Genomic DNA, 16,331 nt, shown 5'->3' with positions numbered 1-16,331 from the left:
TTTTGTGGCCGAAACAAACCCTGCGATCAATGATCCTGATGCAGGTACTTGGGCTCTTTGGGCAAGCGCAGACTGAACAGGAACGCTACCGCCATCATGGCCGTCACGTACCAGTAAAAACTGTTCTCCATCCCGGCACTCTTGAGTTTCAGCGCAACCCACTCAGCCGAGCCACCGAACACCGCGTTGGCCACCGCATACGCCAGCCCCACGCCCAGTGCGCGAACCTGAGGTGGAAACATCTCGGCTTTGACCAGCCCGCTGATCGAGGTGTAGAAGCTGACGATCGCCAGCGCCAGGGTAATCAGCACAAAGGCAATGAACGGGTTGGTGGTGGTCTTGAGCGTCATCAGGATCGGTACTGTACACAGCGTACCCAGCGCACCGAACAGAAGCATCGAATTGCGACGGCCGATGCGGTCCGCGAGCATGCCGAAAAAAGGTTGCATGCACATGTACAGAAACAGCGCGCCGGTCATTATGTAGCTGGCGGTCTTGGCTTCCATGCCTCCGGTGTTGACCAGGTATTTCTGCATGTAGGTCGTGAAGGTGTAGAAAATCAGCGAGCCACCGGCGGTGTAACCCAGCACTGTGATGAAGGCTGCGGCATGATGCTTGAACAGTGCCGCGATACTGCCGGCGTCCTTGTCCTGCCGGCTTTCGGCTGTGGTGGTTTCGTTGAGGGTGCGACGCAGCAGCAAGGCGATGACCGCTGCGGCAGCACCGATCACGAAGGGGATGCGCCAGCCGTAGTCACGCAACTCTTCGGTGGTCAGGAATTGCTGGAGGATGACCACCGTCAACACCGCCAGCAGTTGCCCGCCGATCAGAGTCACGTACTGAAACGAAGCATAAAAGCCACGCTGGCCACGCAACGCCACTTCACTCATGTAAGTGGCCGTGGTGCCGTACTCGCCACCCACCGACAGGCCTTGCAGCAGGCGCGCCATCAGCAACAAGGCCGGCGCCCAGGCACCAATCGATGCATAGGTCGGCAGGCAGGCAATGATCAATGATCCGGCACACATCATGGTGACCGAAATCAGCATGGAGTTCTTGCGACCATGTTTGTCTGCGACACGACCAAACAGCCAGCCGCCAATCGGACGCATCAGAAAGCCAGCGGCAAACACACCTGCAGTGTTGAGCAACTGAACGGTCGGATCATCGGAAGGAAAGAAAGCCGGTGCGAAATAAATCGCGCAGAAGGCGTAGATATAAAAGTCGAACCATTCGACCAGGTTGCCGGATGAAGCACCGACAATGGCGAAAATTCTTTTGCTTCGCTCCTCGCCGGTGTAATGCGGTGCTTTTGATGTTGTAGTCATTATTTTCCCCAAGCAGAACTGTCCATAAGAAACAATCTGTAACACCGTCTTTAATCGAGCACAATAAGTCAGAGCAATTCAGCCACCAGGAAAAATCGGCAGGGTTGAACATCCAGTGCCCGGACGAACAACAACCCGGATCATCGGCCCGCCTTTTCGTGGAGGCAGACAAACGATCCGGGTTGCTGGACAACAGGTTGAAACGGGAGGGCTTACCGCTCGATGGCCAGCGCCAGCCCCTGCCCGACGCCGACGCACATGGTTGCCAGGCCTCTGCGCCCGCCGGTTTTCTCCAGATGATGCAGCGCCGTCAGCACCAGCCGCGCGCCACTCATGCCCAGCGGATGGCCAAGGGCAATTGCCCCGCCGTTGGGATTGACCTGCGGCGCATCGTCCGCCAGACCCAGTTCGCGCAGCACCGCAATACCCTGGCTGGCAAATGCTTCATTGAGTTCGATGACATCGAAATCGGTCACCGCCAAGCCCAGCCGCTCGACCAGTTTACGCACCGCTGGCACCGGGCCAATGCCCATCACCCGTGGTGCAACCGCCGCGCTGGCCATGCCAAGTACGCGGGCACGGGGTGTCAGGCCATGCTTTTTCACCGCTTCGGCCGACGCTAGAATCAGCGCCGCAGCACCGTCGTTGACCCCGGACGCATTACCGGCAGTCACTGTGCGGTCCGGGCCGTTGACCGGCTTGAGTTTGCTCAGGGTTTCCAGACTGGTATCGCCACGCGGATGCTCATCCTTGTCGACAATGGTTTCGCCCTTTTTGTGCGCGACCCGCACCGGCACGATCTCTTCCTCGAAAAAGCCCGCAGCCTGGGCAACGGCAGTGCGTTGCTGGCTGCGCAGGGCGAAAGCGTCCTGATCGGCTCGAGAAATCCTGAAGTCGGTTGCAACGTTGTCGCCTGTCTCCGGCATTGAGTCCACGCCGTACTGCGCTTTCATCGCCGGATTGATAAAGCGCCAACCGATGGTGGTGTCTTCCAGCTTCATGTTGCGCGAAAACGCGGCATCGGCCTTGCCCATCACGAAGGGCGCACGAGACATCGACTCGACGCCTCCGGCGATTGCCAGCTCGATTTCACCTGACGCGATGGCCCGGAAAGCGGTGCCGATGGCGTCCATTCCGGAAGCACACAGGCGATTGAGGGTGACGCCCGGTACGCTTTCCGGCAGCCCGGCCAACAGAGCAGCCATGCGCGCAACGTTGCGGTTGTCCTCACCGGCCTGGTTGGCACAGCCGAAGAACACTTCGTCGATTTCTTCCCAGTTGACCGAAGGATTGCGCTCCATCAGCGCCTTGATCGGCACCGCGGCCAGGTCGTCTGCACGCACTGAAGACAACCCGCCACCAAACCGACCGATGGGCGTACGAATCGCATCGCAAATGAATACTTCACGCATCACGCTTCTCCCGCAACCTGACCGTGAGCCGCAGCGGTTCGTGCTTCCAGATCACGCAGCGCCGTCAGTTCGACGTCAGTAGGCTCTTCGGACACAACAACGGTGTCGGCAAAGCGGATCGCCCAGCCGGTTGCGGCAATAACCTGCTCGCGGGTCACGCCAGGGTGGAGCGTGGTCACGACGAACTCATGGGTGCCGGCTTCCGGCTCCATGATGCACAGGTCGGTGATAATGCCCACCGGGCCAGCACCGGGCAGACCCAGACGCTTGCGCGAATCGCCGCCTTCGCCATGGCCAACCGAGGTGATGAAGTCCAGCTTGTCGACGAACGAACGCGCCGACTGCTTGAGAATGATCAGCACTGACTTGGCCGACCCGGCGATCTCCGGCGCACCACCGGCTCCCGGCAGACGCACTTTTGGATGATGGTAATCGCCGACCACGGTGGTGTTGATGTTGCCGAAACGGTCGACCTGCGCCGCGCCGAGAAAGCCGACATCGACACGGCCGCCCTGCAGCCAATAACGAAAGATTTCGCTGGTGGATACCACTGTGTCTGCGGTTTCAGCCAACTCGCCATCACCGATAGACAGCGGCAACACCGTGGGCTTGGCGCCGATCGGACCCGACTCGTAGATCAGTACCACGTCGGGCGCAGAGGTCAGACGTGCCAGATTCGCCGCCTTCGAAGGCAGGCCGATGCCGACGAAGCACACAGAACCATTACGCAAGCGACGGGCTGCGGCAACGGTCATCATTTCACTGGTGGAGTAAGTCATTATTTGGCCTCCGAAGCGCGAGCCAGCTTGCTCTGGAATTCACTGAAGTCTGCGGTGCCGTGGATGTATTCATCGATCCACGCCGTGAACGTCTCCCGGTCTCGGGCGATCGGGTCCCAGGCCTGATAGAACGGATTGTCACGCTCGTAGTAGCCGTGCGCATAAGACGGGTGAGCGCCACCTGGCACCAGGCACACCGCACTCAGCGCCCAGGTTGGCAGCACGCAGGAATTCATCGGTGCCTTGAGGTCATCGACGATTTCCTCCACCGTCACAATGCAACGCTTCGCAGCCAGCGCGGCTTCTTTCTGCGCACCGAGAATGCCCCACAACAGCACGTTGCCCTTGCGGTCGGCTTTCTGCGCATGAATCACGGTGACGTCGGGACGTACCGAAGGCACCGCTGCCAATACTTCGCCGGTGAACGGGCAGGTGACCGTCTTGATCAGCGGGTTGACCTTCGGCAGGTCGGACCCGGCATAAGCGCGCAGCACCGCAAACGGCAGACCGGATGCGCCAGCGACATAGGCGTTGGCGAGGTCGGCGTGGCTGTGCTCTTCAATTTCCATTTCACGCGGCCACTGTTTTTCAACGGCATCGCGCAAACGGTGCAAGGAGCCAACCCCAGGGTTGCCGCCCCACGAAAAAATCAGCCGCTTCGCACAACCGGCGCCGATCAACTGGTCGTAGATCAGGTCAGGCGTCATGCGCACCAGGGTCAGGTCTTTTTTACCCTGACGGATGATTTCATGGCCGGCGGCCGTGGGGATCAGATGAGTGAAGCCTTCCAGCGCAACGGTGTCGCCATCGTTGACCAGTTGCTTCACCGCATCGCGTAGAGAAAGAATGTCTGCCATGAGGTGCTCCGAACCCAACATCACGTTCAATGATCAGCGCGAAGACCTGCGCCGGAATGAAAATGAGGTTATGCCTGAGCACGAGGGCAAACAATCCGATAATCGACTAAACGTTCGGTAATCGAACGAATTCAGTCAGTCGAAAACACGGCCACGTCAGGTAAACAGTTGCGTGCTCAGGTCACGACTGGCATCGAGCATGATCGGCAAAAAGCGCTGCTCCAGCTCGCTGCGTGCCACACGCCCGGCACTGGTGCTGACATTCAGCGCGGCCAGCACCTGGCCCGACGCATCATAGACCGGCACGGCAATCGAACGCAGCCCCTGCTCCAGTTCCTGATCGACAATGCACCAGCCCTGCTGCCGAACCAGTTGCAGACATTCGAGCAGGGCTTCCGGCGTGCGAATGGTGCGGCTGGTCTTGGGCTGCAGATCCACATGGTCAAGGTATTCATGCAACGACACGTCATCGAGTGCGGCCAGCAGAATGCGGCCCATGGACGTGCAGTACGCTGGAAGACGGCCGCCCACGGAGAGGTCGACCGAGATCAGCCGCTGCGTCGTGGCAGAGCGCGCTATATAAAGAATGTCGTCGCCTTCCAGCGTGGCCATGTTGCACGCCTCATGCAACTGGTCACTCATACGGTCCAGATAAGGCTGCGAAGACGTTGCCAGTGGCGTCGATGACAAATAGGCGTGGCCCAGGGTCAGCACCTTGGGCAGTAGCGAGTAGGTACGGCCGTCAGTGGTCGCATAACCGAGCTTGATCAGCGTGTGAAGGCAACGGCGAACTGCCGCGCGGGGGATTTCCGTGCGGTGGCTGATCTGCGCAATGGTCAGGTGCCGCTTGCGCTCTTGAAAGGCGTGAATCACGGCCAGCCCACGCGCCAGCGACGTCATGAAATCCGGGTCACCGGTCAGCGCCTGAATGCGCTTTGCGGGCGATGCCACGATGGGCGGTGCCAATGAGGCAAAAGATTTACGCAGTTCGTCGTTCATTGACACACCTTATGTAACTGCCTTGAAGCCCTGTAAACCGCAGGTTTCAGCTCTTTTTAGAGAAGCGAAACCCGCACCCACTTGTGCGATTATCGAACAGGTGGCCGATAATCGCAATTGACCCCATGTAAATATACTTATACCTTTACCTCTGCCATGAAGTGACTTCTTGGAAATACTGGTCAGGTACCCACTGAGAAGTCCAAGGCAGCGGCCTTGCTCACCAAGCAAGGCCGTTTTCATTATTCAGGCACCTTCCGCGCGACAGACGCTTGCGACCCCCTCCTCGTCATCCCGTTCCCGGTCTGTGCCCGCCGCGTAACTCCACACATCCTGCATATAAAAGGCGTTGAATTTCTTCGCCAACATTTTGTCGTCGAAAGTGAAAACTGTTTTATAAAACTTATGTCATATAAACGGCTCACTGAAACTTCGGAACAATCGTACAAAAAAACCAGACCTGTGAACTCATTCAACCTCTGTTGTTGACGTAGCAGAAGTTCTTGGAGATAGTATCCGTCAGTTGGTCGGCATTACCCTCGCAACGATTGATCCGTTCACCCGATTCCCGCCTCGACTGTCCTGTCGGCGCGTTGTCGCGGTGCACCCTCGCAGCGAGACCTTAAGCAGGCCTGCCAGCGCAAGCCCTGCGCTTGAAATCAAACGAGTGTCGCTACGACAGGTGTTTTTCTCTGGTGCACGTAGCCGCAGACAACAACAGGCATGTCCGGTAAACCTTTCGCGCAATTGTCCGAACAGGTCGCTGACTGTATTGGGTATACAGCCAGACTGGAGTGAACATACTTGCAATGTTTTGCGTCATCGCCAGAGCCCATTCGACTCAAACAGGTATTAAAGTGACTAAAGATGAACTGCGCGCGGAACTTGAGCGCCAGGAGCAACGCTACAAGGATGTCTACGGCGGTGAAATCACCACCTACGCCGCGCAACCGGAACCGGAACGCAAGCCCTGGCGCAAAAGAGCCAGCCTGCTGGACCAGGCGTTCAAGCAAGAACTGCAAAAAATGGAAGAAGGCCTGAAAGAAGAGCCGTGACAGCGCGGGTCTGATGACCCAGCCCGATTCGCCTCTCACTTCCAGCACCCTGAATTACACGCCTTACTGCCTCATTGAGCATTCAACGGGGCGGCGCTCATGCGTCTTTTTTTTGGTTTGAGGCGACACCTGGCGGTGACGACAAGTCGTTCGGTATTTTTTCTGTCATAATCGCGCCCCCTTCAGACCCGGTCAGAAAACCTACATGATCGATTTATTCAGCGGGCTTGATGCCTGGGTGCTTGTGAGCCTGTTGCTCGCCCTGGCTTTCGTCCTCACCTTCGAGTTCATCAACGGCTTTCATGACACCGCCAACGCGGTGGCGACAGTCATTTACACCAAAGCGATGCCGCCTCATCTGGCCGTGTTCTTTTCCGGTGTATTCAACTTTCTCGGCGTGTTGCTGGGCGGCGTAGGCGTTGCCTATGCCATCGTCCATCTGCTGCCGGTCGAGCTGCTCATCAACGTCAACACCGGACATGGCCTGGCCATGGTGTTCTCGCTGCTGGCGGCGGCGATTACCTGGAACCTCGGTACCTGGTACTTCGGTATTCCGGCCTCCAGTTCGCATACGCTGATCGGCTCGATACTCGGTGTGGGTCTGGCCAATGCGCTGCTCAACGATATCCCGTTGGCCGATGGCGTGAACTGGCAAAAAGCGATCGATATCGGTGCTTCGCTGGTGTTCTCGCCGCTGGCCGGCTTTATCGTTGCGGGTCTGGTGCTGGTTGCCCTGAAATGGTGGCGCCCGCTGTCGAAGATGCACAAGACCCCCGACCAGCGCCGCAAGCTGGATGACAAGAAGCACCCGCCGTTCTGGAACCGTCTGGTGCTGGTCATTTCCGCCATGGCGGTCAGCTTCGTACACGGTTCGAATGACGGCCAGAAAGGCATTGGTCTGATCATGCTGGTGCTGATCGGTATCGTGCCCAGCCAGTTCGTGCTTGACCTCACCAGCACCACCTATCAGATTGAACGCACCCGCGATGCGACCCAGCACCTGAGCCAGTTCTATCAGCGCAACAGCAGCACGCTGGGTGAATATCTGGCGATGGGTAAAGCTGAAAAAGGCGACCTGCCGTCCAGCTCCGCCTGTAATCCGAAGCAGACCGAACCTACCATCGACGCGCTGCTCGACCGCCTGAAAGGCGTGTCCGACTACCACGCGCTGGCCCCTGAAAGCCGCATCGAAGTACGTCGCTATCTGTTGTGCCTGGACGATACCGCCCGCAAGGTCGGCAAACTTCCAGACCTGTCTGCGCGTGAAAAATCCGACCTGGAGAAACTTCGCAAGGACCTGACCACCACCACCGAATACGCACCGTTCTGGGTGATTCTCGCAGTGGCACTGGCGCTGGGCATCGGCACCATGGTCGGCTGGAAACGCGTGGTCCTGACGATCGGCGAGAAGATCGGCAAGCAGGGCATGACTTACGCACAAGGCATGTCGGCGCAAATCACCACCGCCTGCGCGATTGGTCTGGCCAACGTGTTCAGTCTGCCAGTCTCCACCACGCACATTCTGTCTTCAGGTGTAGCTGGCACCATGGTCGCCAACAAGAGCGGCCTGCAAGGCGGAACCGTGCGCACCATCCTGCTGGCCTGGGTGCTGACCCTGCCGGCGACCGTCGCCTTGTCCGCAGCGCTGTTCTGGCTGGCTTCCAAAGCCCTGGCCTGATCTGAAACCCTTTGGGCGGTGCATGCACGGCGCCGCTCAAGGGTTTGACTCACTTGCCCTCTTGCGTCCCCTCCTCCTCAAGCCCTTCATCAGGCGCTTGCGCTTGCTGCAGCTCGCGCCACAGTGCTGCGGCTCCGTCGAAATCAGTGCCGTTTTCCGCAGTCAGTTCAGCAGGGTCATAGCGGCTCAGGCAGCCTTCGCCAAGCGTTGCCGGAGCGGTGGAAGTGGCTTTGTCGAGAGGATCGGTCATTGGCGGTCACCTTGCGCGTTGCACCATTGCCGACATTGAGTCGGGAGCGCGACGGGCGCGCTCCGGAAAAGATAGATCAGTCGAAGACGACTGTCTTGTTGTCGTGAACCAGAACGCGGTCTTCCAGGTGAGCGCGCAGGCCGCGGGCCAGCACCATTTTTTCCACGTCGCGGCCGAAACGCACCATGTTTTCGATGCTGTCACGGTGGCTGACGCGCACGACGTCCTGCTCGATGATCGGACCGGCGTCGAGCTCTTCGGTCACATAGTGACAGGTCGCACCGATCAGTTTGACGCCACGCAACGAGGCCTGGTGATAAGGCTTGGCGCCGACGAACGATGGCAGGAAGCTGTGGTGGATATTGATGACCTGATGGGCATATTCACGGCACAGCTGTGGCGGCAGGATCTGCATGTAACGCGCCAGAACCACGACGTCGGCCTGGTGATGACCGACCAGACGCGATACCTCGGCGAACGCAGGCTCCTTGTCTTTCGGGTCCACCGGAACATGGTAGTAAGGGATGTCATGCCACTCGACCATGCTGCGCAGGTCCTGGTGGTTTGAAATCACACAGGCGATGTCGCAGTCGAGTTCGTCACTGTGCCAACGGTGCAGCAGGTCAGCCAGACAGTGCGATTCACGACTTGCCATGAGCACGACGCGCTTCTTCTGCGCCGAGTCGGTAATGCGCCAGTCCATCGAAAACTCTTCGGCGATCGGCGTGAAGGCTTCACGGAACCCGTCCAGGTCAAAAGGCAGGGTGTCGGCACGAATCTCGTGACGCATGAAAAACCAGCCGCTGAGATTGTCAGAATGATGACTCGCTTCGGTGATCCAGCCGTTATGGGACGCCAGAAAGTTACTGACTTTGGCAACGATGCCTACACGGTCCGGGCAAGCAATCACCAGACGAAAAGTGCGCATTAGGGGAAACTCCAGAACTTCGCAAAGCCGCTATTCTAGCGGCTGCGCAGCAAAACTGCAGTATCTCTGTTGCCTGAATTCAGATGCCGAAAAAGCACACCGCCAAGGCCAAAGATTGCACCTTGCCAGTATGGCTTTTTACGGGGTCCGCCGCTAAACAAAACCTGTAATAAGGAGGGCTTTATAGCGGCGATCTTTTGAAGGACGCACGGCCCACCCCTAGTTCAGAGGTCTGTAGGACGCGTGTATATTGCTAAATAATTCAAATAAAACTTTTATTTAATGTTTACTTGCTCATTTACAGTGACTATTATTGCCGCACTGTATCCCTGCAACCCTCACAACATAAGGTCTCCTCATGTCCCTGATCAACGAATACCGCGCCACAGAAGAAGCCATCAAAGAACTGCAAGCCCGTTTGAAGAACCTGTCGCAAGACGACAAACTGCAAACCGAGCTGGAATTCGAAGGCAAACTGCGCACGCTGATGGGCGAATACCAAAAGTCGCTGCGTGACATCATTGCCCTGCTGGATCCGGATGCCAAGGTAAACAAGGCCCCTCGTGGCGGCGCTGTTAAACCTGCCGGCACCAAACGCGCGCGCAAGGTCAAGCAATACAAGAACCCGCACAACGGTGAAGTCATCGAAACCAAAGGTGGCAACCACAAGACGCTGAAAGAGTGGAAAGCCAAGTGGGGCAGCGACGACGTTGAAAGCTGGGCCACTTTGCTGGGCTAAGCTTCACAAGGTCGCGGTTCATCGCGATTGCAAAAACGCCAGCTTGCTGGCGTTTTTTATTGCCCGGTATTTTCTATACGCCCAGACGGTTACTCAGTTCGTTTGCATAATCCTGCCATTGCCGCAACACCTCCAACTGCTCTGGCGCGGCACTAAGGGAGCATTCTATCAATGCGGCCGTAAAGTCATGCAGGGTGTTGGGAGCGCCCCATTCCGGGCTGCGCAATCGCTGCTGACAGAAATCCCGCCAGCGTGTTTGCTCTTCGCCACTCAAGGTGTCAGGAAAGTTACGAGCGCGATACCGGAATAACAATTCAGGCAATCGGGCATCATCAAACGGCCAGGCGTCACGCGCCAATTGTTCGGGTTCGGCCTGCCGAACTTGCTCACACAGTCGACGATCACGGTCCCCCATAAAACCATCATATAACTGCTGTTCGGGATCTTCACTTGCGGCGAAATCGTCCTTGCCGTAAACGGCCGCCAGTTTATCGTGCCAAACTTCGCGGTGTTCACTCAATTGCGTTGCGCGTGCCTGATAGCCGGCCATGTCCAGTTGCAGCCGCTGCTGATCTTCGCTACGCAGCACCCCCAGCGGCGCGATCACCGGGCAGCGGTTTATATGCAATAGTTTGAGCGGCACGGGCAATTCGCCGTCGCCCAGCGCGTCGTGCCGCGTATATAAACGCCGTTTGAGTATTTCAGCGTCCTCGTGCAACAACGGTGAATGATCCAGGTGCAGATCACACACGATCAGCGCATTGCGATTATGCGGGTGCCATGCCAACGGCAGCACCACGCCGAGGTAATTGCGCGCCGCAGAAAAGCGTCCGGAAATATGCACCAGAGGCTGCATCAGGCGAACCTGCTCCTGGACTTTCTGTTTGCTGCGCAATGCAAACAAATAGTCATAAAGCTTCGGCTGCTTTTCACGAATCAAACGGGCCAGAGCAATAGTTGCACGCACATCGGATAACGCGTCGTGCGCCTGTCCATGATCAATACCATTGGCAGCCGTCAGCCGCTCCAGTTTCAGCGTGACCCGACCGTCCTGCTCCGGCCAGACGATGCCATCGGGGCGCAATGCATAGGCAGCCCGGACAACATCGATCAGATCCCAGCGACTGTTGCCCCCCTGCCATTCGCGGGCATAGGGGTCGAAGAAGTTGCGATAAAAACTGTAGCGCGTGACTTCGTCATCAAAACGCAAGGTGTTGTAACCCGCGCCACAGGTACCCGGTGCCGACAGTTCGGCATGTACGCGCGTCATGAAATCGGCCTCGCACAAGCCTTTTTCTACCAGCGTGGCTGGAGTGATTCCGGTAATCATGCAGGCGGCAGGATGAGGCAGGATGTCATCGCTGAGCTGGCAGTGCAGATTGACCGGAGCCGCGATTTCATTGAGGTCGGTATCCGTGCGAATCCCGGCCATCTGCAGCGCACGATCATTGCGCGGGTTGATACCGGTGGTTTCGTAGTCGTACCAGAAGATGCTGGAAGTCACGGGCTGATCCTGAACAAAAGACCCGCGAAGTGTAGGGCGTGACAGGTGTCATTGGCTAATCGGGTCGTATCCGGCGCACCGGGAAATGTTTTCTTACGGCCCGCGTATTGAATGGTCGGTTGCTTAGCTCCGCTGCGGTAGCTAGCATCAGTTTTCGTTTTCAGGCGCGTCCTTCCGACAATGTCATCCCGTCCCGCTTCGCCAAGGAATGCAGCGCTGCCCACGCCATTGGACACGCGCATTGAAATCGAAACGCCAGAAGGCATCGACATGCTTCTGCGCCCTGCCGGGCTGGTTTCCCGCGCACTGGCGTTCGGCATCGACTTTGCTATTCGCGCAGCCCTCATCGGCGTGTTCTTTGTGCTTCTGCAACTGTTCGACAAGCTCGGCATGGGTCTGGCCGCTTTGGTGTTTTTTCTGCTGAACTGGTGGTACATGGTGCTGTTTGAAGTGCTCAACCAGGGACGCACACCCGGAAAGCGCATGCTCGGGCTGCGGGTGGTGCATGACGACGGCACGCCCATAGACTGGTCTTCGTCGCTGATCCGCAATCTACTGCGCTTCGTCGACATGCTCCCGCTGGGCTACGGGCTGGGGGCGATCACTTGTCTGAACCATTCGCTATTCAAACGGCTGGGTGATCTCGCCGCCGGAACGCTGGTGATTTACAGCGACCGGCCGGTGGCGCGCCCTACCCTGCCGCAGGCCGAACCGGTCATGGTGCCCTTTGCCCTGCATCTGGATGAACAGCGGGCGGTGCTCGGCCTGGCGGAGCGGCAGGGTGAACTGTCCAGCGCACGAACCCAGGAACTGGCGGCCATCCTTGCCGAACCCTTGCGTATCCCCGCCGACACGGCGGTCGCTCATGTCAACGGCATCGCCCGCCACCTGCTGGGGCCGACATGAAGCAGAGCCTGTTTGAAACCCGCCATCAGCAGGAGTGGCAACGCTTTGAGCAGCGCCTGACGGCCCTTGAACAGGGCAAGGGCGATGTCAGCGGCGGCGAGAGCTTTCCCGGCGATTATCGACGCCTCTGCCACCATCTGGCGCTGGCCCAGGAGCGCGGCTACAGCAGCCATCTGGTCGACCCCCTGCACCAATTGGCCATGCGCGGTCACCAGCAACTCTACCGTCACCGCAGCACTGCCGGGGTACGACTGCTGAGCTTCGTTCTGAGCGGCTTTCCGCGACGCGTGCGGGCCGAGTGGCGCTTTGTACTGGTTGCCAGCCTCCTGCTGTTCGGTAGCCTGATCGGCATGGCGTTGCTGGTGTATGGTTTTCCCCAACTGATCTACAGCGTCGTCAGCCCCGAACAACTGGCAGACATGCAGAGCATGTATGACCCGTCGGCCAGCCGGGTCGGACAGCCCGTCGAGCGGGGTTCCGATACGGACTGGATGATGTTCGGCTACTACATCATGAACAACATCGGTATCGCCTTCCAGACCTATGCCAGCGGCTTGCTGTTCGGACTGGGCAGCCTGTTCTTCCTGCTCTTCAACGGGTTGATGACCGGCGCAATCGCCGGGCACCTGACAGACATCGGATACGGACAGACCTTCTGGCCCTTCGTCATTGGTCACGGCGCCTTCGAGCTGACGGCCATCGCCCTCGCCGGGGCGGCGGGTCTCAAGCTGGGCTGGGCCTTGCTGGCCCCCGGAAGGCTGACGCGCAGTGCCGCGCTGCGCATCGCCGCGCGGGCCAGCATGCAACTGGTCGGCGGGGTAATCCTGTTTCTGCTGATCGCAGCCTTCATCGAGGCGTACTGGTCATCGATGACCTGGCCCGGACCACTTCTCAAGTACGTGACAGGTACCGTCCTGTGGGTGATGGTGGCCGCGTATCTGACTCTGGCAGGACGTACACCTCATGCGCCTGACTGAGTCGACCGTTGCCATACGCCCGCGCTTGCCCTGGGAAGCCATCGACCTGGGCGTGCTGCTCGCCGGGCGGCACCGCCGCGTGCTGATGAGCAGTTGGGCAATCGTCACCCTGCCCTTTTTCGGCATCCTCAGTGCGTTGCTCTGGGATTACCCCACGGCCGCCATCCTGCTGTTCTGGTGGCTCAAACCTGCGTTCGAACGGTTGCCGCTGCTGATCCTTTCGCAGTCACTGTTCGGTGCCACGCCGACATTGGGACAGGCCCTCAAGGCATGGCCGGCGACCCTGAAGGAGCAACTGCTGCCCAGCCTCTTGTGGCGACGTCTTTCCCTGAGTCGCAGTTTCCAACTGCCAGTGCAGCAACTGGAGCATCTGGCAGATACCGAGCGCGCCCTGCGCATCGGCCTGCTCAGCCAGAAAGACCTGCGTGCCGCACAGCTGCTCACCATCGTTGGCGCACACCTGGAATACGCACTGTGGATAGGCCTGCTGATCCTGCTCTACGCCCTGATACCGCAGCAGATCCAGATCGACTGGCACTGGATGAGTCTGCTCGACGTTGAAAACCAGTGGTTGTGGATCGACCACCTGACCAACCTTTTCTATGCCTTGGCGCTGGTCATCTGGGAGCCTGTGTATGTCGCCTGCGGCTTCACCCTGTATTTGAATCGCCGCACGGTTCTTGAAGCCTGGGATATAGAGCTGATCTTCCGGCGCCTGCGGCAGCGCCTGATCGGCACGGCCTATGCGGTGTTGATGGGCGTCGGGCTGGTACTTTCTGCAGCGCCAGCACCGGCTTGGGCCGATCAACCCAGCTACAGCTGCCCATTGCCGGAAACCGCTCAGACGGACCCTGACCCGTCCATGGCCGCGCCCGACACACCGCGCCTGACCCGCCAGTCCCTGACCAGCGAAGCGGCACGCAGCCAGATCCAGAACGTTCTGCAACAACCGCCCTTCCGTAATCCAAAGACTGAAACCGGCTGGCGCTTTCCTGAAAAACAGAAAGGCCAGTCTGCGGCTCGGGACACGCGCGACCAGAGCTGGCTGATGACCTGGCTCAATCGGCTTCTGCGCGCAGCGAGCGCCCTGGCCAGCCTGATTGAAGTGCTGCTGTGGGCCGTGGTCATCGTGCTTGTGGGGCTGGTGATCTTCCGTTATCGGGACTGGTTCAGGACCTTCGCAGGCCGAGAGGTCAGCAAGGTAAAAACCACCCGCCCGGCGCCGGAGCAACTTTTCGGCCTGCAAGTCAGTGCCGAAAGCCTGCCCGACGATGTTGCCGGCCGGGCCGAACAGCTCTGGAACAGCCAGCCTCGCGAAGCGCTGGGTCTGTTGTATCGCGCCCTGCTCAGCCGCTTGCTGAGCGACTATCGATTGCCATTAAAAAATGCCGATACCGAAAGTCAGGTGCTGGAACGTATCGCCGCGCTCAACCAGCCGCGGCTGAGTGAGTTCAGCCACACGCTGACCCTGCACTGGCAGAACCTCGCCTATGGACATCGCCTGCCACCGGCCCATGCCCGGCAGGAACTCTGCGATGGCTGGCGTCGTCTGTTCAGCCAGGCAGCGCAGCCATGAGCCGCCGCACCGGCCTGCTGATCGGGCTGCTGGCCCTGTTGCTGCTGGCAGGCGGCGCGCTGTTTCTGAGCACTCAGCTCGAGCGCTACGAGAAAACGGTCGATCAGGGCCCCTCGCCACAGGCGAAGGCCAATCCCTGGCTGGCGGCCGAACATTTTCTGCGTGGCCGCTCCATCACGGTCAATACCATCGACACGCTGGCTCAACTTCCCGACCCGACTCAGAGCACCCAGACCCTGCTGCTGCTCGATGACCGGGAAGACATGACCCCGGCGCAAACCCAAAAGCTGCTGAGCTGGGCCGAGGCAGGCGGGCACCTGCTGTTCGTCGCCGAACAACTTTGGGACGAACAAAAAGGCCGCAGCGGCGATCTGCTGCTGGACAGTCTGCAGATTCATCAGTACCTCACCAAAGACATCAATGCCAAGGAACAGCAGTTGACCGACGCTCAGCCGCCACTGCCCATCCCGCTGATGACGCCCGCCTCCAAACGCAAGAAAATGCCCTGGCCGGAGCTGACCCGCCTGTACCTGGAAAACGAGAGCGCCCCGGCCTACATGAGTTTCGATCCGGCGTTTCACCTCGAAGACCCGGAAGATAACGCTCAATCCTGGGCCAACAGCGCCGATGCCACACACCTGCTGCAAATAAGCCGGGGCAACGGGCTGATCACCGTCGTCACGGACGCCAACCTGTGGAAAACCCGCTCGATCGGCCACTATGACAATGCCTGGCTGCTCTGGTATCTGACGCAGGACAGCCAAGTGACCCTGGTGCAGCAAACCGAACACGACAACCTGCTGAGCCTATTGCTGCGCAACTATCCTCAGGCGCTGCTGACGCTGGCACTGCTGATCGGCCTGGGTCTCTGGCACATCGGTCTGCGCGAGGGCCCGTTGCGCAGGCCCGCGCCACTTGCACGCCGTCAACTGACCGAGCACCTGCGCGCCAGCGCCGAGTTCCTGCGCAAACACACCGGGCAGCAGGCGCTGATCAAACGCCTGCAACAGGACATCCTGCGTCGCGCCCGCCAACTGCATCCCGGTTTCGAGCGGCTGGTCGTTGCCGAACAGTGGCAAGTGCTTGCACGCCTGACCCGTCAGCCCACCAGCGCCATCAGCGACGCACTGCGCCCTCGCCCGCCGCAACGCCTGTCACACAGCGAATTCACCCGCCAGGTAGCCCACCTGCAAACGCTCAGGAATGCCTTGTAACCCGGCACCCGGAGAGGGCCGTTTTTCTGTACATCAATCACCCGGTGTGTGAATGCCAGGCCGAATAGGGATCATTCCAGTGAGCCCTGTCCGATAAATCACGTCCAGCAGCGTATAACGAATAAAGGG

Annotated in this window: 16 protein-coding genes; 7 read left to right on the top strand and 9 right to left on the bottom strand. The window is 59.1% G+C overall.

Annotation, left to right across the window (positions count from 1 at the left end; all coding sequences use genetic code 11):
* Nucleotides 1-26 precede the first annotated feature (26 nt).
* From BT119_RS19240 to pcaR, 5 genes are all read right to left on the bottom strand, one after another.
* Nucleotides 27-1,328, bottom strand: a complete 1,302-nt coding sequence (locus BT119_RS19240) for an MFS family transporter (RefSeq protein ID WP_003431380.1) — start codon at nt 1,326-1,328, stop codon at nt 27-29.
* Between the two features lie 212 nt (nt 1,329-1,540).
* Complete coding sequence (gene pcaF / locus BT119_RS19235) at nt 1,541-2,740, bottom strand: 3-oxoadipyl-CoA thiolase (RefSeq protein ID WP_003431382.1); 1,200 nt, start codon at nt 2,738-2,740, stop codon at nt 1,541-1,543.
* On the bottom strand, nt 2,740-3,522 hold the full coding sequence (locus tag BT119_RS19230; protein ID WP_170846028.1) for a CoA-transferase subunit beta: 783 nt from the start codon (nt 3,520-3,522) through the stop codon (nt 2,740-2,742). The genes pcaF and BT119_RS19230 overlap by 1 nt, the downstream gene beginning before the upstream one ends.
* Nucleotides 3,519-4,376, bottom strand: coding sequence for a CoA transferase subunit A (locus BT119_RS19225; protein ID WP_003363839.1), 858 nt, complete (start codon nt 4,374-4,376; stop codon nt 3,519-3,521). Before BT119_RS19225 ends, BT119_RS19230 begins: the two co-directional genes overlap by 4 nt.
* 156 nt (nt 4,377-4,532) lie before the next feature.
* Complete coding sequence (gene pcaR, locus BT119_RS19220; RefSeq protein ID WP_003363842.1) at nt 4,533-5,375, bottom strand: pca regulon transcriptional regulator PcaR; 843 nt, start codon at nt 5,373-5,375, stop codon at nt 4,533-4,535.
* An 857-nt stretch (nt 5,376-6,232) separates the two neighbouring features.
* Here pcaR and BT119_RS19215 point away from each other — a divergent pair.
* Nucleotides 6,233-6,430, top strand: coding sequence for a hypothetical protein (locus BT119_RS19215; RefSeq protein WP_002554967.1), 198 nt, complete (start codon nt 6,233-6,235; stop codon nt 6,428-6,430).
* A 205-nt stretch (nt 6,431-6,635) separates the two neighbouring features.
* Complete coding sequence (locus BT119_RS19210; RefSeq protein WP_003363847.1) at nt 6,636-8,108, top strand: inorganic phosphate transporter; 1,473 nt, start codon at nt 6,636-6,638, stop codon at nt 8,106-8,108.
* A 49-nt stretch (nt 8,109-8,157) separates the two neighbouring features.
* Here BT119_RS19210 and BT119_RS19205 read toward each other — a convergent pair whose 3' ends face one another.
* Entirely contained in the window at nt 8,158-8,358 is a 201-nt protein-coding gene (locus BT119_RS19205; protein WP_003363849.1) for a hypothetical protein, read from the bottom strand.
* Between the two features lie 76 nt (nt 8,359-8,434).
* Complete coding sequence (purU, locus tag BT119_RS19200) at nt 8,435-9,286, bottom strand: formyltetrahydrofolate deformylase (RefSeq protein ID WP_003363851.1); 852 nt, start codon at nt 9,284-9,286, stop codon at nt 8,435-8,437.
* A gap of 358 nt (nt 9,287-9,644) precedes the next feature.
* Here purU and mvaT point away from each other — a divergent pair, with 358 nt between their 5' ends.
* Entirely contained in the window at nt 9,645-10,025 is a 381-nt protein-coding gene (mvaT, locus tag BT119_RS19195) for a histone-like nucleoid-structuring protein MvaT (RefSeq protein ID WP_002554971.1), read from the top strand.
* Nucleotides 10,026-10,098: 73 nt separating this feature from the next.
* Here mvaT and sbcB read toward each other — a convergent pair whose 3' ends face one another.
* Together sbcB and BT119_RS27375 are read right to left on the bottom strand one after the other, a co-directional pair.
* On the bottom strand, nt 10,099-11,529 hold the full coding sequence (gene sbcB / locus BT119_RS19190; RefSeq protein ID WP_003431386.1) for an exodeoxyribonuclease I: 1,431 nt from the start codon (nt 11,527-11,529) through the stop codon (nt 10,099-10,101).
* Entirely contained in the window at nt 11,526-11,801 is a 276-nt protein-coding gene (locus BT119_RS27375; protein WP_230082009.1) for a hypothetical protein, read from the bottom strand. The genes sbcB and BT119_RS27375 overlap by 4 nt, the downstream gene beginning before the upstream one ends.
* Between BT119_RS27375 and BT119_RS19180 the strand changes: the two genes are divergently transcribed.
* Genes BT119_RS19180 through BT119_RS19165 form a run of 4 tightly spaced genes read left to right on the top strand, consistent with a single transcriptional unit; the run spans nt 11,710 to nt 16,202 of the window.
* Complete coding sequence (locus BT119_RS19180) at nt 11,710-12,435, top strand: RDD family protein (RefSeq protein WP_072366695.1); 726 nt, start codon at nt 11,710-11,712, stop codon at nt 12,433-12,435. The two genes, BT119_RS27375 and BT119_RS19180, sit on opposite strands and share 92 nt — an antisense overlap.
* Entirely contained in the window at nt 12,432-13,412 is a 981-nt protein-coding gene (locus tag BT119_RS19175; protein WP_003431389.1) for a stage II sporulation protein M, read from the top strand. The genes BT119_RS19180 and BT119_RS19175 overlap by 4 nt, the downstream gene beginning before the upstream one ends.
* Complete coding sequence (locus BT119_RS19170) at nt 13,399-14,988, top strand: DUF4129 domain-containing protein (protein WP_072366693.1); 1,590 nt, start codon at nt 13,399-13,401, stop codon at nt 14,986-14,988. Before BT119_RS19175 ends, BT119_RS19170 begins: the two co-directional genes overlap by 14 nt.
* On the top strand, nt 14,985-16,202 hold the full coding sequence (locus tag BT119_RS19165; RefSeq protein ID WP_003431392.1) for a DUF4350 domain-containing protein: 1,218 nt from the start codon (nt 14,985-14,987) through the stop codon (nt 16,200-16,202). Before BT119_RS19170 ends, BT119_RS19165 begins: the two co-directional genes overlap by 4 nt.
* Nucleotides 16,203-16,331 lie beyond the last annotated feature (129 nt).

Origin of the sequence: Pseudomonas sp. NFACC10-1, assembly GCF_900119195.1 — a bacterium.
Lineage (GTDB): Bacteria > Pseudomonadota > Gammaproteobacteria > Pseudomonadales > Pseudomonadaceae > Aquipseudomonas > Aquipseudomonas cerasi.
Note: the sequence above shows the minus strand (reverse complement) of the source record. Positions and strands in the feature narration are given on the sequence as shown.